The following is a 19831-nucleotide window of genomic DNA, read 5'->3' on the forward strand; positions in this document are numbered from 1 at the left end:
TTAAGAAACATCCACTCTTTGGAGTAGGTACAGGAGATTCAATGGATGAAATTGAACGGAATGTACCTAAAAAGTATTCTGGTATTCATGCAATGCCTCATGAACATAATCAATTTTTGAGCGTATTTGTCTCTCTCGGTATTGTGGGATTATTGTTTTTTTTAAATATATATTATCAGATATTTAAGTACAATCAACCAGACAAAGAGCTACGCTTTATAATGATCTTTTCTACATTGGCAGTAACATTTGGTATTTTAACTACACAATTTAATTTAAGATTTTTTATGCCATTATGGATTGTGATGCTTAGCATTACAATGATTGATAAGAAACGAAGGACGATATCCGCAGATATTAATGATAAGCGTGTAAATAAAGAAATAGTAATAACGGCAATTCTTGTCTTTGTATGTGTATCAATTTTAAAATATAAATTACATTAATAAAGAGATATATTCTTCGGCTTCACGCTTAGGGGAGAAGACTTTTTTAGCAATTAAAATATTTTTTTCAGCTAATTTTTTTTCTTCTGTAATATTTTTAACAATGTATAGAAGTCTTTCTTTAAGAGCACTTAAATCTTGATCTTTAACAAGATGAATATGAAAACCCATTTCTCCAAAATTACTTATGGCCGTATTATCAAAAGCTAGTACTATAATACCATGGGAAATTGACTCCATCATAACATTACCATATCCCTCATCTGGAGTTGGAAAGAGAAAAATATCATGTTCTCTATATTTTTCATAAATATTATTTGTAAATCCATTAATGTGTATATGATTTTTATATGATATAGAATTTAGGAGACTCTCTAATTGTTCTTTGTATTTTTGATCGTGAGGACCATAATTATTAAATATAAAGTCTATTTCATTATCATATAGTATCTTGCAAGCGAGAATAGCTTTATCAATACCTTTACCTGATGTTACTCTTCCTGCATGTAATATTCTTATTTGTTGAGATGGAGTTCTCTCTTTCATGCAAAGTTTATTAGCTAAAGAGGGAACGATGACTTTTACTTTTGTATTTTTTCCAAATGGAATAATATATTCAATATTTCCTAACATATATTTAGAAATAGCTACATGCCATACAACTTTAGAATATACTAATTTATGAAACCAATCTTTTTTTGGGTGAGATTTAATTGTTCCATGCCTAACAATTAAATTTATATCTAAGCCTAAAAAAGCAAAATATAATGATTTCATTTCAGAAGCACCAACAAATATTACATTCTTAATATGTTTTTGTTGTAAAATTTTTCTAACTCCTGATATAATACCTGGACTCATCATTGTTGTTGAAAAATTTATTGTTTCAAATTCAATTGACGAATAATCAGGATTATTTAGACATTCATTATGTATAAAAGTATCCTGTTTTATTATGTAAGTTACATCAATATATGTGCCTAATATTTTTGCTAATTTTGTAGCAGCTAACTCCATTCCACCAGTATGATGAGATAAACATATAACTGCTGTGGGCTTTTTTTCCTGATTTATATTATTCATTGCTATTAAAAATATCTCTAGTATAAATTTTTTCTTTTACATCAAGTAAATCATTTGAAAGCCCTACATACCCAGTTCCTGCTATTTTCATTCTTACTCCCAATTATTAACTCTAAGTTTATTAATATACTCTTTTAGTTTCATTTTTGGTTCCCATCCAAGTGATTTTGTCTTTTCTGTCATGACATCAGCTACCATTCTATTTCCTTTTCTCTCTGGTAGCATAATGAGTTTACCATTTTTTATGGCTTCTTCTTTTTTCATACCTAAAAACATCTCTGCAACTTCAAGGATAGAATAGGCTTCTTCATGTCCTATACCAAATTCATCACCATAACCATACTCTCCAACTTTTATCAATGCACTTATAATATCATCAATATGAGTAAAATTTCTTTTTTGAGTTCCTGGACTTACAACTGTAAGTGGTTCTCCTTTTCTCATTTTTTCTTTGAAGAGTGCTATGAGCGTTGCATATTTTCCTGTTTCTATCTCTCGGGAGCCATAAACATTATAGAAGTAAGTAATGGCATATGGAACATTAAACCATCTTTCAAAGTTTTTTACAAGTTCAGTATTTGTTGCTTTAGTCCAAGCATAAGGACTGGCATCTCTACCTAAGCCTCCATCACCAAATTTTGTACTGCTACCTGCATATAAAATTTTACATCCAACCTTTCTAGCAAATTCAAGAACTTCAAATGTACCAATTTTATTAAGCCTATAAACTAGCTCAATATCTTCGAACGATTGCTCAACACGAGAATACTCACCAAGATGATAAATCATATTTGGCTCAAAATCAATAAGTTTTTTAATCTCTTTTGTTTCACCTTTAATGTAAATTACACCTTCTATATGATTGCGTGTACTACCAGTAAAATAGTTATCAAGGCTATAAACTTTATGACCTTTTTTTAATAAATTTTCACAAAGGTGACTTCCTACAAATCCGGCTCCACCTGTTACTAAGATTTTCTTTTGCATTTTGTTCCATTTTTATAAAAGTTTTTCATTTTATCAAAAGTAAGATTAAAAAAGATATAATTCTCTTTTATTTTAGGAGTTTATGTGTCTGCACCATTACATGTTAAATTTAGAAGAGAGTTAAAAGTAGTAGTTGGAAATTCACTTCGTTATTTTTCTCCAAAACTTTCAAATGAAATTATTGATTCTTTTGAAATTAAGAGTATCCTTGTAATTCGTATAAACTATCGTATAGGAAATATGCTTTTTACAACACCTCTTATTCAACAATTACAAACAAATTTTCCGAATGCAAAAATTGATGTCTTAATTGGTGCACCTTTTACAAAAAATCTTTTTACTGGATTTAAAAATGTTGAAAATATTTATGATTTTCCCCGTGCTTTATTAAAACATCCTGTAGCACTTTTCAAATATGTTAGGCAATTAAGAGCTAAAAAATATGATGTTGTTTTGAATCTTAATGGAAACTCTTCAAGTGATCGTTTGGCAACGCTTTTAGCAAAATCTACATATAAAGTTGCTTTTTGTAATGATACCACTTTTACACCAGTCAATAGATGTGTAAAGAGAGAGGACTTAGAGATTAATCATGAAGCACTTAAACCTTTGGAACTTATGAAAATTTTTGATATATCTCCAGATTATAATTTAAAGCTCTCTATTGCTTTATCTGAAAAAGAGTTGGAGCGGGGTCGTGAAGAACTTTTTAAACTATTAGGTAAAAAGAGTAATGGCAAAGTTTTTGCGATTTTTAGAAATGCCCGTTTTGATAAGCTTATTGATGATGAATATTGGCAAGAATTAGTGCAGTCATTACAAAAAATAGATAAGAGAATTATCTTTATAGATATTCTCTCTCCAGATGTTCCTGTTAAACTCTCCAATGAAGTTGTAGCATATTCTCAAAAAGATTTACGAAAACTCGCTGCATTTATGGCTAATTTGGATGCCTTTATCTGTGGAGATACAGGACCTATGCATTTAGCAAGTGCTAGTGGCGTACCTACAATCGCTCTGTTTAAAACAACAGCACCTACATTATATGGAACGCTCAAAGATCGTGATATATCTTTAGAAATTAAAGATATATCTGTTCAAGAGGTGGCAGTAAAGATTCTAAAGCATTTAATGCTTTAATCTTTTATACCAATTTTTTACGAGAAAGTCAGTTACAGCTATGCTAGCTTTTCTATATGCATCACATTTTTTCTCTATCTCATTTTTTGGAACTCCAGATTCAAATGCTCCATCAGATGTAACAATAACTCCTGCTTCATTAATGCCACAATGCAATATACTTTTATCTAAAAGATTATTTCCTACAGCCATATACGAACTATTGGATAGTGTAAGATTGTATAGCGTTGGAAATAGATCTTTATGTGACCCAGCTACTGATGTATCTATGGGCTTTTTAGGTTTTATACTTGAAGGAAGATATATATAAAACGGTATCTGTTTGGACTCTTGATAGAAATGATCATATTTCATATGCCCCTCAAAAGTATTGTTGTCTGCTGTAATAACAACAACAGTATTTTTTGCTAGTGGTGAAGATTTAATCGCATCAAGAAATTTTCCAGCCATATCTAATGCGTATTGATAGTCATAGAGTCGCTTGAGAATGCCTTTGTGATCTCCTTTAAGATGTTTTGAAAGGTTTGCGTCAATAGTGAGTTTTTTTGATTTATAATCTGCATAGAGTTCAAATGGTGGATGGTTATTTGTTGTCATAGCATAGATAAATTGTGGTTTTTTGGCATCTTTTAATCTCTTGATAATATATTTGTAGAGAAATTGATCATAAACTCCCCAGTCATGAAAATCTTTTGCTTTATTTAGATGAAGTGTTTGGGCTATTTTTACTTTTCCTTCTACATGTTCGAATCCTTGATGAGGAAAAAAGCCACCAACATTTCTCCATGATAGATCTCCTCCATAAAGATAGCGTGTCTCATATCCATTTTTTTCATAGACACGAGCAGCTGCTGTAGGAAATTGCATATTTTTAAAGATACTTTGTCCATAAGGAATGGTATTTGGGCGTGCTACTAGATTTAATAGTAAGGGTTCCATAGAGACAATAGTACCATTGGCAGCCGAGATAAAATTTGTGAATAGAGTATCTTCTTCAAAATGTTTTTTAAGATGTCTCATAATGTCAAAATGGTCACTTTCATACTTTAAAATTGGTGTTCCAAAACTTTCAACTTGAATAACAACGACATTTGGCTTAAGTTTTTGTATCTGTTTATTGTAAGGTGTTGTTTTCAGTAGATTTTTTTCTGGATCTTGTAGATTGATTATTTTTTTGTTTGTAACTATTTGAAATGCAGCACTTATATTGTTTTCAAATCCCATCTCTTTTACAAGATTTCTTTGTGATTTTAAACTTTTTTTATAGTAGTTTACGGCATCTATTAATGAGTAAACAGAGTTTTTTCTGACCTGATTGACAAAGTGATTGCTTGATACATCTTTAATCCAATGAGAAATTGGGAACATACCAACAGAGCCCCGAATAGCTAAAAGAGTCACTAATGCAATAGTAAAAAGGATTGAAAATTGTGTAGATATTTTAAAGGTTTTCTCTTTTTTTGACATAGGCAGGGAGAATATTTTTTTAATTATAAAGGCTAATGTAGATATATAGAGTATTGCTACTATAAAAATTTTAATGGTCGGATAATTTTTCCAAAATATTTTTAAAAGGGCAGTTGTATCATCGTTAAAAAAACCAAATATAAAGATGGAAATATGCTCATTAAAAAAAGCATAATATCCATAATCAACAGCGAGAATAAGAGAAGCGACAACATCTATGATAAATAGATACCAAATAAATAAGGGCTTTGTAACTTTATAAGAGACTCTTCTTTGTAAAAATGTAAAGAGAATTGCCATAAGTACAATAGGTATAAAGGTGTATCCAAGAATGGATAGATCAAGTCTGCTTCCAAGCCAAAATGCACCCAAAATTTCTGAAAATGGTACATTTTTTACTGTATCAGGAGCAAATGAGAAGTAGAAAAATAGCCGAAAAAGAGACATAAAGAGAAGCATAATGAGCTGAACATAAAGAGAAGACTTAAGTAAATAAAGTATATGTTGAAATGTTATTTTTTCATTTGTTTGCATAAAAATCCTTAATAAAATTATTTGCTATTTTAACATATTTTATAAGCCCTTAATCACTTTATTAGTATTTTTTAGAGATAATCGCAGTTATTAAACAAGTTTTTAAATCAATACAAATGGATGAAAATGTTAGATTTTGCAAAATTTACAAAGTACTCAAAACCTGGTCCCCGTTACACTTCTTACCCTACAGCTTTAGAATTTAAAGATGATTTTAAGTATGACGAGTATATAAATAAGTTGGAATCTCAAGATAGTAAACGTCCTTTGAGTCTCTATTTTCATCTTCCATTTTGTAAAAATGCCTGCTATTTTTGCGGATGTAATGTTGTTTTTACTTCTAAAGAAGATAAAATGGTTCGTTATATAGACTATCTTAAACGCGAACTTAAAATTCTTTCACAACATCTTGATATGAAACGCAAGGTAATTCAAATGCATTTTGGCGGAGGTACTCCGACATTCTTTTCAGCAGCGCAGCTTGATGAGATCATTAGTGAAATAAAATCTTATTTTCCTAACTTTGTAAAAGATGCCGAAATTTCATGTGAGATAGATCCTCGTCATATTAATGAAGATCAAATGAAAGTGATGGCTTCTCATGGCTTTAACCGTGTAAGTTTTGGTATTCAAGATTTTAATGAAAAAGTACAAATTGCAGTGCATCGTGTGCAACCATATAATGTTACAAAAGATGCAATGGACTTGGCGAGAAAATATAATATGCACTCAGTAAATGTAGATTTGATTTATGGATTGCCATTTCAAACTTTAGAGACTTTTAAAGAGACACTCGCTCTTGCACTTACACTTAACCCTGATAGATTTGCAGTCTTTAACTATGCGCATGTGCCGTGGCTTAAAAAGACAATGCGTAAGATAGATGAGACAACGCTGCCTCGTCCAGATGAGAAGCTGCAAATTATGCAGTACACCATTGATTTTTTAACTAAGAACGGCTATAAAATGATAGGGATGGATCACTTCGCAAAACCTGAAGATGAGCTTTTTAAAGCCATAGAAAAAGGCGAACTGCACAGAAACTTTCAAGGCTATACGACTAAGGGCGGCGCAGATCTTATAGGTGTTGGTCTTACTTCCATTGGTGAAGGTGTAGATTATTATGCCCAAAACTTTAAGGATATGCCATCATATGAAGCTGCTATTGATGCACAGAAACTTCCATTTGAGAGAGGTGTTTCTTTAAATGAAGATGATATGATTCGTCAATATGTCATTATGGAGTTGATGAGTAACTTCAAACTAGACATTAAACGATTTGAAAAACTTTACAATGTAAATTTCCAAGAGTATTTTGCTGATGCAATAGAAGCGCTGAAACCTTTTGTAGATGACGGGCTTATAACACTTAGCAATAAAAAAATAGAGTGTTCTGAAACTGGAACACTACTTATTCGAAATATTGCTATGCCTTTTGATGCTTATATGAAACAACATGCAAGCAGCAATAAAACATTTTCTAAAACGGTGTAAGCAATGAGTAAAAAGCCAGAAGATATGTTCAGTTTTGATGAAATCGCTGATGATTGTGTAAAGTGCGGAAAGTGTATTCCTGTTTGTACTATTCATAATATAAATGCAGATGAGGTTACCTCTCCTCGTGGGTTTATTGACCTTTTGGGTGAGTATAAACGTGGGAATTTAGAGCTTGATAAGAGTGCAAAAGATATATTTGAGAGTTGTTTTTTATGTACGAACTGTGTTGAAGTTTGTCCAAAATCACTCCCGACAGATATGATAATAGAGCAAGTGCGTAATGACATTGCCCAAAAATATGGCATAGCATGGTATAAAAAAGCATTTTTTCTACTGCTTCGTCACCGTTGGCTCAATGACCTTGCGTTTAAGATGGGTTGGGTTTTTCAAACTTGTGGATTTAAGATAAAAGCTGACATTGACTCTATGCACTCGCGTTTTAACTTTCCTATGTTAAAAGTGGACAGACTCTTGCCGAGTTTGAAAAGAACCTCTTTTTTAAATGCACATCCTGAAAATATCAACAATGGTGGTAAACGCAAGGTTGCTATATTTATTGGCTGTTTAGGAAATTACAACTTTAGAAATATTGGAGATTCGCTTTTAGAGATATTAGAGGCACTTGAGATAGATGCCTTTTTGGCAAAAAGTCAGAAGTGCTGTTCTGCACCTGCCTATTTTACAGGTGATTTTGATACGGTTGATTATAATGCAAAGTTTAACATCGAGTATTTTGAAAAATTTGCAGATGATGTTGAAGCTATTTTAGTGCCAGAAGCAACTTGTTCTGCTATGCTGAAAATTGATTATGAACACTACTTTCATGACCAGCCAGAGTGGAAAGAGAGAGCAAAAAAAGTAATGAAAAAAGTCTTTATGGCGACAGAGTGGCTCCAACACCATACAGAACTTGAAACAATTTTGGCACAAAAAGAGCAGATACCTAAAATAGTTACTTATCACGACCCCTGTCATGCAAAAAAGATGCAGGGAATCCATGAAGAGCCACGTAATCTTATTCGCCAAAATTATAAAATAGTCGAAATGAGTGACCCAAACAGATGTTGTGGATTTGGTGGTGTGACGATGCAGAGTGAAAAGTATGAGTTTGCAAAAGCTGCAGGCGCGCCTAAAGCTGCGATGATAAAAGAGACGGGTGCCCAGATAGTAAGTGCCGAGTGTTCAGCGTGTCGTATGCAGATCAATGCTTCTATGAACTATGCAGAAGTTGATACAATATTTAAAAACCCGATAGAGCTAATAGCTGAAGCTTTGAGAAAATAGAATGCAACACTATTTTGTTTGGGATGCAAATCCTATTCTGTTTTCATTTGGACCTTTTCATATTTACTGGTATGGACTTCTCTTTGCAACGGCAATTCTTGTTGGATTAGAGTTTATGAAAAGAGTTTATAGAATTGAGGGCAAAGATGAGAGTAGCATTGAACCACTCTTTTTGTATGCAGTTGTGGGAATTGTCGTAGGTGCAAGATTGGCACACTGTTTCTTTTATGACCCTGATTACTATATGGCACACCCTATGAAAATCTTTGCAGTATGGGAGGGTGGACTTGCCTCTCATGGTGGTGGAGCTGGTGTTCTTATTGGGCTTTACTATGGATGTAAAAAGTATAAAGTCGATTTTATGTGGCTTATAGACAGGTTTGTTATTCCTACTGCACTTTTTGGATTTTTTGTTCGTATGGGTAACTTTATGAACTCTGAAATTTTAGGTAAACCTACAGATGTTCCTTGGGCAATTATCTTTGCAAGAGTAGATAATTTACCTCGTCATCCTGCACAGCTTTATGAAGGATTTTCATATCTTATTATCTTTTTTATTCTTTTGTATGTTTACAAAAATTATATAAACAAGGTAAAAAAAGGGTTTATGCTTGGACTCTTTTTAGTGCTTATTTTCACTGTTCGTTTTGTAGTAGAGTTTGTAAAAGTAAGACAGGCTGATTACTCTTTGGGCATTGATTTAACAACAGGGCAACTGTTGAGTATTCCTTTTCTTATAGCAGGTGTTATATTGTTAATTCGGAGTCGTAAAAAATAGTGCAAAAAGTCATACTTGCTTATTTTATTTTTATAAATGTTGCTGCGTTTATAGTTTACTGGATTGATAAACTCCTTGCTAAATCTTCTAAACGCAGAATCTCAGAGAATGAACTCCATACTTTTGCACTTCTTGGCGGATTTTTAGGCGCAACTCTTAGTATGTACATTTTTAGGCACAAAGTAAGCAAGTCTTCTTTTTTAATTGTACATATTGTAATTATACTTTTATGGATAGTTACGCTTGTGTATTACTTTTTTGATTTTCATACACTTACTTTTATACGCCCCTCTTTATTCTAATTTTGATTCTTTACCTTTTTGTATAGTGCTTTTTCTTATCTCTCTTTACCGAGAGTTTCCACAAATAATTTACTAAAAAATATCCTAAGATTGAGCCAAATATAGAGTATATTGCTGTTCCAAAATAGAGTGGTATAAAAATATTGTCAAGGTTGTTTGAAAACCATGAAAGCGTCATCTCAACTGGTTGTGGTTTCATATGAAGTAAAAAAGAACCAGTGAGATACTCCATGTAGTACATTGGTGGCATCGTAATGGGATTACTTAGCCAACACATTGCTAGTCCGATGGGAACATTGAATTTTACAAATGGAACAAAGAGTAAAACTGCCGCCATCTGCATAGGCATAGGTATGAATGCAATGAAGAGTCCTATAAGTACACCACGAGAAATCATTTTTCTACTTGGAGAGAGATATTCTGGTGGAATTTTAGATTTTTTTATAAAGGCACGGAGTTTCTCATGTTTTGAGGTATTTTTAAGTGTTTTTCTAAGCATAATTTATTACTTCTTTATATTTTTGCGAATTATATCAGCTAAGAGCTTACAAATGCTAAATATGTTAGAATAAAGTATATTAATTTTAGGGTGAATAAAATGTCTTTTGAAAAATTAGGAATATTCAAGCCGTTGCTTGATGCTGTAAATGATTTGGGTTATAAAGAACCTACACTTGTCCAAAAACGGGCTATTCCTGTGATCTTATCTAAAAAAGACATCTTTGCAACTGCACAGACAGGAACAGGAAAAACTGCTGCGTTTGCACTGCCGATTTTACAAAAACTTAGAAAACCAAGTGAGGGTAGTGGTGTGCGTGCTATTATCCTCTCACCTACGCGTGAACTTAGTATTCAAATTCATGATGATATTGTGAAATTTTCTAAGTATATGGATATAAAAACTACTATTTTAGTGGGTGGAAAAGATTTGCAAAAACAGAGAGAGCAGCTTAAGCGTGGTACAGATATAGTCATCGCAACACCTGGGCGACTGCTTGAACATCTTGAAAATGGCTTATCTTTGCAGGATGTTAAAGTTTTCGTGCTTGATGAGGCAGATAGAATGTTAGATATGGGTTTTACAAAAGATATTAGAAAAATCCATCCGCTTTTACCTAAACGCCATCAGACACTTCTTTTTTCTGCAACTTTTTCAGATAAGGTAAGAAAACTCTCAAAACTGATTTTGACAAAGCCTGCGTTTATAGAGACTGCAAAACATAATACGACCGTAGATACAATAAATCAAGTGGCATATTTGGTAGATACCGATAGAAAGGCAGAACTTTTAGCGTACATCATTGGATCAAGAAACTTTCCTCAGGTTTTGGTTTTTACCCGTACAAAAGCGAGTGCAGATTCCCTTGCAGAGGAGCTGAAAAAAGATGGTCTTAAGTGTGGTGTTATTCATGGTGATAAAACCAAAGCAAATCGTCTTAAAACACTCAATCAATTTAAAGATGGTCTCTTTCGTGTGCTTGTTGCAACCGACATTGCATCTCGTGGGCTTGATATTGAAGAGCTTCCTTATGTTATTAACTATGAACTCCCTTCAATTCCTGAAGATTATGTGCATCGTGTTGGACGTACTGGGCGTGCAGGGCGTGAAGGTGAAGCTATTAGTCTTATTGATATTTATGAAAAATATGAAATACGCGATGTTGAAAAACTTATAGGGGAGAAGATACCTCAAGAAGTTGTTGAAGGTTTTGAGCCAGATCCAAATATTCGCCGTAAAGATATAGATGAAGTGAAGCTAAAATCTGAACATAAAAAAGAGGCAAAAAAGTTTCAAAAAAAAGCAGAAGCAAAAAGAGTGACTGCAAAATCTCTTAAAGTGATGAAAAAGAAGAGAAAAACTACAAAAAGAGACTAAAGGTTTAAGTGATGAAGCGCGGTTTTTTGGTAATTTTTTTACTCTTTACTTTTTATAGTGGGCTTTTTGCGCAAACTACAAAAAATGCGACACCTTTAAAAAAAGTAACACTGCAGCTTCAATGGAAGTATTCTTTTCAATTTGCTGGCTTTATAATGGCAAAAGAGCTGGGTTACTATAAAGATGCAGGTTTGGATGTAAAGCTACTTGAATATAATGGTGGTGATATTCGTCAAAAAATTAAAGAGCATAAAGTCCAATATTTTTTACAAAACGGTGCGCTGCTTTTTGATAAAAATAACAAACTAATGGATGTAAAACTGCTTGCAACTTACTTTCAGCACTCTCCACTTGTTTTAGTGACGCAGCCCTCTATTAAAGATATTTCACAGTTGCGGGCTAAAACCATTATGATGGGAGGCAATGAAATTTATGAAACCTCTCTTGATGCGCTTTTACGCTACTACGATATTAATCCTACGATTGCTAAATTTGTGCATCCTACTTTTAATCTTCAAGATTTTATACAAAAGCGCGTAGATGCTATGTCTGTATTTAAAACTGATCAAATTTATGAGCTCAAAAAAAGGGGAGTGGCTTTTAATACTATAGACCCTATAGAGTATGGTTTTGTGACAACCGCAAATAACCTTTTTTCTTTTAACGGGTATGTGAGTAAACATAAAAAAGAGGTTAATGCCTTTTTAGATGCTACAAAAAAAGGGTGGGAGTATGCGCTTGCACATATTCAAAAGAGTGCTAAAGTCATTTATACAAAATACTCAAAACGAAAATCACTTGATGCTTTAATATATGAGGGAAAAACTACAAAGTCATTAATGTTGCAAAATCTTTATGCTATTGGAGAGATTAATGGTGAAAATTTGACTTTTATTTATCAGGAGTACCTTAATAGAAAAGGCTTGTCTGTTAATAAAAATGATTTGCAAAATTATATTTATCAACGCTCATTGAAAAGTTCTTTTTTAACATATGCGCAACAAAAATATTTACTAAAAAAGAAAAAAATCACTATTTGCGTTGATCCTAAATGGAAACCTTATGAGTGGATAGATAAAGATGGAAAATATAGAGGAATGGGGTCTGATTATTTCAAACTGTTTATGAAAAATATTCCTGTTCAAACGCAGCTCTACAAAACAGAGAATTGGGCAGAGAGTATAGCTGCCATTAGAGCAAAGAAGTGTGACTTATTGCCAATGGCGGGGATTACCAAAGAGCGAAAAAAGTTTCTCTCCTTTACTGCTCCTTATTATTATGCGCCTTATGTTGTTGCTACTACAACGGATAAAAGCTTTGTAGAAAATTTTAGAGATAAACTAAGGAAAAAGTACGCCGTCATTCGTCACTCTGCAGTTCTTGATGATTTAAAGAATCTTTATGGAAATATGAATATAGTGAAAGTTGCAACGGTTGGGGATGGACTTAGACTGGTAAATGAAGGGAAAGTGTTTGGTTTTATCAATACTGCAAAAGTAATTTCATACTATATTCAAGAACATAATCTTGAAAATATTAAAATAGATGCAAAGCTACCTATAGGCTATAACTTGGCTATTGCTACACAAAAAAATGAAAAAATGCTTCGTAATATATTGCAGTCTGCAATTAATAGTGCTAATCCTGTAAAATTGAACCAGATTCAAAACCAATGGTCTTCTGTTGTTCTTGAATCGCGTGAGGATTATAGACTCTTTTATGACATAGTAGGAGTTTTAATTTTGGTACTGTTTGCTCTATTTTATCGATCTGTGATTCTTAGACGAGCAAACAGTGTCCTTGAACAGAAAGTTGATGAAAAAACAGTTGCTTTGCAAAGACTCAATGCAGAGTTGGAACAAAAGGTAGAACAAAGAACAAAAGAGCTAAAACATCAGGCATATTATGATGCTTTGACAAATCTTCCAAACAGAGCTTTGTTTCAAGACAGACTTCATGTTGCCATTGAAAAGTCTAAACGCAGTGGGCATTTGGTAGCTCTTTATTTTATTGATTTAGATAGATTTAAAGAGATAAATGACTCTTTGGGACATCAGGCGGGTGATGAGGTTCTTAAAGTTGTTGCAAGTAGATTGCTTAAAAATGTAAGAAAAGAGGATACTTTAGCGCGTTTAGGCGGCGATGAATTTACCTTGCTTGTTGAGCGTATAAAACACATTCCAGAATCTATTTTTATTGCTCAAAAGATGTTGGCAATATCTAAAGAACCAATTATTATTCAAGAGCATACTATTTATATATCATTAAGCGTAGGTATAACTCTGGCTCCACAAGATGCTCTTAATGCGACAGATTTGTTAAAAAATGCAGATGCGGCTATGTACAAAGCAAAAGAAGAGGGGCGTAATAATTTTCAGTTTTATTCTCCTCAAATGAGTAAAGAAGCCTATTCTAAAATTTTAATGCAAACGAGATTACGTCAGGCAATAGAGAATGATGAATTTGAAGTATATTATCAACCACAGGTTGATGTTGTTGCCAATAAGGTGATGGGCTTTGAAGCTTTAATGAGATGGAATGATCCAAAAGAGGGAGTGATTTTACCCGATGTTTTTATGGATCTTGCTCAAGAGACTGGTCTTATAGTTGAAATAGATAAAAAAATGATAAAAGAGGCTACAAAGCAATTTGCTCTTTGGCAAAAAGAGGGACTGTGTGAGGGGAGAATCTCCATAAATCTCGCGGCTCAAGAGCTTTCTAACAAGGGATATTTAGAATTTTTGACACAGCAATTAGCGATGAATGAGTTAAAAACGCAATACTTGGAAGTTGAAATTACAGAAAATGACATTATGCGTAATCCGCAAGAGGCAATAAGTAAGTTGCAAGAGATTCATGCTCTTGGGATTAGAATATCGGTAGATGATTTTGGAACGGGGTATTCATCTCTTGCTTACCTCAAACGCTTTCCCATTGATAAATTAAAAATTGACCAGTCATTTATCCTTGATATACCACAAGATGATGAGGATTGTGCCATTGTAAAAGCTGTTATTGCGCTGGGTGAAAATCTTGGATTTACTTTAATAGCTGAGGGTGTTGAGACAAAAGAGCAAGAACACTTTTTGGTACAAAATGGCTGTCATATTATACAAGGCTTTTTGTATGCAGAAGCATTGTCTTACTCAGATGCCGAGAAGTTTTTGAAAAAATATAAGGAAAAAATAGATGAATAAACAAGTAGTAGAGAAATTTTTGAAAGATTATAAAAAACCTGCGTTTAAAATAGAGAGTGTCCATCTTACATTTGAGCTCTTTGAAGAGGAAACGCTTGTTACCAATGTAATGCAGATTTCTAAACTTGATGCAAGTGTAAGTGAACTGAAACTTGACACGGCAAACCTTGAACTTTTAGGGCTGCGTTTAAATGGAATGAAACTTACAGAAAATAGATATGTAGTTGATGATGATTCACTTACTATTTTAAATGTTTCAGAGAGTTTTGAGATAAAAATAGAAAATAAGATTTACCCACAAAATAATACTGAACTAGAGGGTCTTTATAAATCTGGAGATATTTTTTGTACACAAAATGAGCCTGAGGGCTTTAGAAGTATTACTCCTTATCTTGACCGTCCTGATGTAATGAGTGTTTTTACGACTACTGTTATTGCAGACAAAGAGAAGTACCCTGTACTTTTAAGTAATGGTAACAAAGTAGAGTGTCATGATAGTTTTGATGGCAGACATGGTGTAACTTGGCATGATCCTTTTGCAAAACCATCTTACCTTTTTGCTCTTGTTGCAGGGAATTTAGGAAGCATTGATGATACTTTTACTACGATGAGTGGACGAGAGATTGCACTCAATATCTATTGTGATTTGGGTAATGAATCAAAATGTTTTCATGCAATGCGTTCACTTAAAGAGGCAATGAAGTGGGATGAAGAGAGTTATGGTCGCGAGTATGATTTAGAAATTTACAATATTGTAGCAGTCGATAGTTTTAATATGGGAGCTATGGAAAATAAAGGGCTCAATATTTTTAATTCTGCCTATGTTTTAGCAGATATGGATACAGCAACTGATGCAAACTTTATGGGTATAGAGTCAGTCATTGCTCATGAGTATTTTCATAATTGGACTGGAAATCGTATTACTTGCCGTGATTGGTTTCAGCTTACTCTTAAAGAGGGACTTACTGTTTTTCGTGATCAATGTTTCTCTGCTGATATGAACTCAAGTGCAGTGCAACGCATAGAAGATGTAAAAGCACTCCGTGAGAGGCAATTTGTAGAAGACAGCTCTCCTACTCGTCATCCAATCCAACCAAAATCGTACATCTCTATGAATAACTTTTATACAGCAACAGTTTATGAAAAAGGTGCTGAGGTTATTCGTATGATTTATACGCTTATAGGTAAAGAAAATTACCGTAAAGCTATGGATTTATACTTTGAAACTTTTGATGCACAAGCGGTAACTACAGATGACTTTTTATGGGCTATGAGTAGTGCTAGTGCAGAGGACTTAGAGCAGTTTAAACGATGGTATCATCAAAGTGGTACACCAAAACTCAAAGTAGAAGAGGCGTTTAGTGATGGTGTTTACAGGCTGCGTTTAAGACAGGTAATTCCAAACGCAGTTAATGGTGATAAACAGGAACCGTACTATTTTCCATTAAAAATGGGGCTTTTAGATGTTAATGGTGAGGAGATAGTGCAAAAAACGCTTAAAGTATCCAAAGAGAGTGAAGAGTTTTTATTTGAAGGCTTTACATCTAAGCCAGTTCTCTCTATAAATAGAGATTTTTCTGCTCCTTTTATAATAGAACAAGAGCAGACCAACTACGCCTTTTTAATGCAACACGATACAAATAGTTTTGTGCAGTATGAAGCAACACAAAATTTTGCCCTGCAAACTATGAATAAAATGTTAAAAGGTGAGGATATAGATGATAAATTTCTAGTAGCTTATGGTCATCTATTGGATTTAGATGTAGATTTGTTATATAAAGCACATCTGCTTGAGTTACCCTCTATAAGTGCGCTTATGCAGATGCAGGAGAAAATTGATTTTAAACTTATATATGATGTTAAAGAGAGACTTTTAAATAAAATTGTGCATACATATAAAGAGAAACTTTTAGCAATATACAGTGCAAATCATTTTCCTCTCTCAGATAGACTTGAAGCAAAAGATATTGCACAAAGGGCTATTAAAAATAGAGTGCTTAAAATTATTTCTGCCTCTAAAGATGATGAAGTGGCAGAGATGGCAAAAAAACAGTATGAAGAGTCTGTAACCATGACTGATCGCGTTGTGGCTCTTGATGTATTAGAAAATATTCATGCTCTGTTTGCAGATGAAGCGTTAAAAGATTTTTATGAGAAATATAAAGATGAAACACTGGTTATGAATAAATACTTTGCAATCATAGCTTCAGCAGATAAAGAAGAACTTTTAGAGAGAGTAGAGAGAATGCAACTCGATAAAGTATATGATGAGAAAGTTCCAAATCTTGTGCGTTCACTTATTGGCTCATTTTCTCGTAATCATAAACACTTTCATAAAGAGGATGGAAGTGGATATAAATTTTTAGCAAATAAGATTATTGAGATAGATAAAATCAACCCACAGATGGCTTCTGGGCTTGCTGGAGCGTTTAAAATTTATGATAAGTTGTTAGATACAAATAAAGAACTTATAAATAGAGAATTGAAACGTGTAGTTTCTACACATAATTTATCAAATAATACATACGAGATTATTAATAAAATTTTAAAAAATAGTTAAAAAAATGATTTTTCCCTAAGATAAGTCCCTATTATAAGCTGATATAAACCTGACTTATAAAATATATTTTAAAATATAATTGGTTAATAGTGTAGAATTTTGATAGAATTATTTATAATTTAAATCGAGAAGGAAAATTATATGGCAAGATTAGTTGTATTAGGTGGTGGTGTTGCTGGTCATACAACAGCTACATTCGCTGCAAAATGGTTAGGTTCGCAACATGAAGTTGTGGTAGTTACACCAAATAGTAAATGGAATTGGATTCCGTCTAATATTTGGGTTGGTGTCGGTCAAATGACAAAAGAGGAAGTTACTTTTGACTTAGCTCCTGTATACGCGAAAGCGGGTATTACATTTCATCAAGCAAAAGCAGTTTCAATTAATCCAGAAGGGAGTGACTCTAGTGAAAAACCTTTTGTTACAATTGAATACACAGAAGAGGGTAAAGCTGGAGAAACTGAAGTAGTTGAGTATGATTATCTAGTAAATGCTACTGGTCCAAAACTGAACTTTGATGCTACACCAGGTCTTGGTGATGGTAATGGTCAGATGGGTGACAATACAGTCTCTGTTTGTACTGCAGACCATGCCGTTCACGCTTCTCATAAACTTGCAGAAGCTATTGAAAAAATGAAAGGTGGAACTCGTCAAAAATTCTTAATTGGTACTGGTCATGGTATGTGTACATGTCAGGGTGCTGCGTTTGAGTATATCTTTAATATTGAAAATGAGCTAAGAAAATCTGGTGTTCGTGATATGGCAGATATTAAATGGATCTCAAATGAGTCATTTTTAGGTGATTTTGGTATGGGTGGACTTCATATGAAAGTTGGCGGATATGTAGTGTCTTCTAAACTTTTTGCTGAATCACTCTATGCTGAGCGTAGTATTGATTGGTTAATTGGTGCACATACTTCTAAAGTAGAAAATGGTAAAGTAGAGTATGAACTTCTTGATGGTAGCAAAGGCGAAGAAGAGTTTGACTTTGCTATGCTTATTCCACCATTTGCAGGTGTTGGCTTAAAAGCTTACGACAAAGCTGGTGAAGATATTACAGGTACAGTTTTCGCTCCAAACGGATTTATGAAAGTTGATGCTGATTATACTGCTAAGCCTTATGCAGAGTGGAAAGCTAGTGACTGGCCAAGAACATACCAAAATCCTACATACTCAAATATGTTTGCAGCTGGTATTGCTTTTGCACCACCACATCTTATTTCTAAACCAATGAAGTCTCCAAATGGAACTCCTATTAACCCGACTCCTCCAAGAACTGGTATGCCTTCTGGTATTATTGGTAAAGCGGTTGCACACTCTGTATGTGACTTGATGACAAAAGGTGAAAATGCTCATTTACATGAAGCTTCTATGGCTGAAATGGGTGCTGCTTGTGTTGCTTCTGCAGGTAAAGGTGTATTTACTGGTACTGCTGCAGCTATGACTGTTTATCCTGTTGTACCTGACTTTGAAAAATACCCAGGAACTGGTCGTGATACAGATTACACTTTTGGTGAAATCGGTCTTGCTGGACACTGGATTAAACATATTTTACATTTCTTGTTTATCTATAAAGCTAAACTAAATCCAGGCTGGACTCTAATTCCAGAATAAAAATAAAAAGGGAGATATACTATGAAAGAAGAAGAATTAAATTTTGAAAAAGAACAATTTAGTTTAACAATGATACCAGGTAAGTTTGCTCGTTCAATGAGAACTTGTGTAATTTGGCAATTTATTAGATTTGTCATTATTAATGTAAAGATGATTATTGTAGTTGGAAAAAGTCACTAGTTAATTATTTTATGTTGCGAAAGTTTTACTTTCGCAACACCGCAATTTCCTTACAAAAAGGTCTCTTATGGTTCGTACTATTATCCAATATCCCACACCTTTAAGCGTAGAGTATGCTACCGATGTAAGAGTGTTTGATACAGAACTATTTTCCTTGATAGAAGATCTTAAAGATACTATGAATGAAAATCATTTAGATGGATTGGCTGCTTATCAGATAGGTAATTATTTTAATGTTATACTCATTAAAAATAACGATACTTTTATAGAGATAATAAATCCCCGTCTTATTGGACATAGTGGTAGCGTTGAGAGTGAAGAGACTACTGCTTACTATCCAAATAAAAGTGCAAAAATTAAGCGTTTTGAGAGTGTTAGTATTGTTTATCAAGATAAAAATGGCGAAGATCAAACACTTAAAGCAAGTGGTGATTTGGCAATTTTACTCCAAAGAAAGATTGACTATACTTTTGGTGCAACCTTTATACATAAAATGTCAAAAGCAGAGAAAGAACGCTTTGAAAAAGGTATATCTCAAAAGAGTAGCGCTTCTTTAGAAAATCAAACACAGGGTGGCTACTGTCCCCGTACATTTAAAAGAGATAAAATCCTCCTCGTCTCCAACCTTCTTACAGTGTTTATTGCTCTGTTATTTGTAAGTTCATTTTTTATGCACAATAATGCAATCCTATGGAACTTACAAGTTTATAGCGCATTGGGTGTGGTAGGCTTAGATATTGTCTATTTCTTTTATGCACAGTATGAGGGAAAAAAGTATGTTTCATGTGATAGTTGTCAACTTGGAAATATTATAGGTACTGTAACTGTCTCTCTTTTGAGACTTTGTATTATTATGCTGCTTTCATACTATTTTATTTGGTAAAGT

The 19831-nt window shown here is 33.4% G+C and carries 16 protein-coding genes; 12 read left to right on the plus strand and 4 right to left on the minus strand.

Features of this window, described 5'->3' with window-relative positions; translation table 11 throughout:
* On the plus strand, positions 1–446 hold a 446-nt coding region (locus MV589_RS01645), incomplete at its 5' end, for an O-antigen ligase family protein (RefSeq protein ID WP_297431411.1).
* Here MV589_RS01645 and MV589_RS01650 read toward each other — a convergent pair.
* Entirely contained in the window at positions 438–1529 is a 1092-nt protein-coding gene (locus MV589_RS01650; RefSeq protein ID WP_297431412.1) for a glycosyltransferase, read from the minus strand. The genes MV589_RS01645 and MV589_RS01650 overlap by 9 nt on opposite strands.
* 93 nt (positions 1530–1622) lie before the next feature.
* Entirely contained in the window at positions 1623–2516 is an 894-nt protein-coding gene (locus MV589_RS01655) for an NAD-dependent epimerase/dehydratase family protein (RefSeq protein ID WP_297431414.1), read from the minus strand.
* 84 nt (positions 2517–2600) lie between these two features.
* Here MV589_RS01655 and MV589_RS01660 point away from each other — a divergent pair, with 84 nt between their 5' ends.
* Positions 2601–3656, plus strand: coding sequence for a glycosyltransferase family 9 protein (locus tag MV589_RS01660; RefSeq protein WP_297431416.1), 1056 nt, complete (start codon positions 2601–2603; stop codon positions 3654–3656).
* On the opposite strand, the gene MV589_RS01665 is transcribed toward MV589_RS01660, so the two are convergent.
* Positions 3645–5657, minus strand: coding sequence for an LTA synthase family protein (locus MV589_RS01665; RefSeq protein ID WP_297431418.1), 2013 nt, complete (start codon positions 5655–5657; stop codon positions 3645–3647). The genes MV589_RS01660 and MV589_RS01665 overlap by 12 nt on opposite strands.
* Positions 5658–5783: 126 nt before the next feature.
* Between MV589_RS01665 and hemN the strand changes: the two genes are divergently transcribed.
* The 4 genes from hemN to MV589_RS01685 are packed head-to-tail and all read left to right on the plus strand — an operon-like array spanning position 5784 to position 9518.
* Positions 5784–7151 carry an oxygen-independent coproporphyrinogen III oxidase gene (hemN, locus tag MV589_RS01670; RefSeq protein WP_297431421.1) on the plus strand — a complete coding sequence of 456 codons (1368 nt, stop codon included), beginning with the start codon at positions 5784–5786 and terminating at the stop codon, positions 7149–7151.
* A 3-nt stretch (positions 7152–7154) separates the two neighbouring features.
* The gene (locus MV589_RS01675; RefSeq protein WP_297431422.1) at positions 7155–8438 is read left to right on the plus strand and encodes a (Fe-S)-binding protein; all 1284 of its coding nucleotides are present in this window, start codon (positions 7155–7157) and stop codon (positions 8436–8438) included.
* A gap of 1 nt (position 8439) precedes the next feature.
* Positions 8440–9216 carry a prolipoprotein diacylglyceryl transferase gene (gene lgt / locus MV589_RS01680; protein ID WP_297431424.1) on the plus strand — a complete coding sequence of 259 codons (777 nt, stop codon included), beginning with the start codon at positions 8440–8442 and terminating at the stop codon, positions 9214–9216.
* Positions 9216–9518 (plus strand): DUF1294 domain-containing protein, encoded by a 303-nt coding sequence (locus MV589_RS01685; protein WP_297431426.1) that lies wholly within the window; start codon positions 9216–9218, stop codon positions 9516–9518. The genes lgt and MV589_RS01685 overlap by 1 nt, the downstream gene beginning before the upstream one ends.
* A gap of 10 nt (positions 9519–9528) precedes the next feature.
* Here MV589_RS01685 and MV589_RS01690 read toward each other — a convergent pair whose 3' ends face one another.
* A complete protein-coding gene (locus MV589_RS01690) occupies positions 9529–10017 on the minus strand; it encodes a DUF2062 domain-containing protein (protein WP_297431428.1) in 489 nt (162 codons plus the stop codon).
* A 99-nt stretch (positions 10018–10116) separates the two neighbouring features.
* On the opposite strand from MV589_RS01690, the gene MV589_RS01695 reads away from it, so the two are divergent.
* The 6 genes from MV589_RS01695 to MV589_RS01720 all read left to right on the plus strand — a co-directional run bounded on the left by MV589_RS01695 (position 10117) and on the right by MV589_RS01720 (position 19828).
* Positions 10117–11394 (plus strand): DEAD/DEAH box helicase, encoded by a 1278-nt coding sequence (locus tag MV589_RS01695; protein ID WP_297431430.1) that lies wholly within the window; start codon positions 10117–10119, stop codon positions 11392–11394.
* A gap of 11 nt (positions 11395–11405) precedes the next feature.
* On the plus strand, positions 11406–14591 hold the full coding sequence (locus MV589_RS01700; RefSeq protein WP_297431433.1) for an EAL domain-containing protein: 3186 nt from the start codon (positions 11406–11408) through the stop codon (positions 14589–14591).
* Positions 14584–17151, plus strand: coding sequence for an aminopeptidase N (gene pepN / locus MV589_RS01705; protein WP_297431435.1), 2568 nt, complete (start codon positions 14584–14586; stop codon positions 17149–17151). The genes MV589_RS01700 and pepN overlap by 8 nt, the downstream gene beginning before the upstream one ends.
* Positions 17152–17292: 141 nt before the next feature.
* Positions 17293–18765, plus strand: coding sequence for an NAD(P)/FAD-dependent oxidoreductase (locus MV589_RS01710; RefSeq protein WP_297431437.1), 1473 nt, complete (start codon positions 17293–17295; stop codon positions 18763–18765).
* 21 nt (positions 18766–18786) lie between these two features.
* Positions 18787–18945 (plus strand): hypothetical protein, encoded by a 159-nt coding sequence (locus MV589_RS01715; RefSeq protein WP_297431438.1) that lies wholly within the window; start codon positions 18787–18789, stop codon positions 18943–18945.
* 67 nt (positions 18946–19012) lie between these two features.
* Positions 19013–19828 (plus strand): peptide deformylase, encoded by an 816-nt coding sequence (locus MV589_RS01720; RefSeq protein ID WP_297431439.1) that lies wholly within the window; start codon positions 19013–19015, stop codon positions 19826–19828.
* Positions 19829–19831: the final 3 nt, after the last annotated feature.

Origin of the sequence: Sulfurimonas sp. (genome assembly GCF_026991475.1) — a bacterium.
Taxonomy (GTDB): Bacteria; Campylobacterota; Campylobacteria; order Campylobacterales; family Sulfurimonadaceae; genus Sulfurimonas.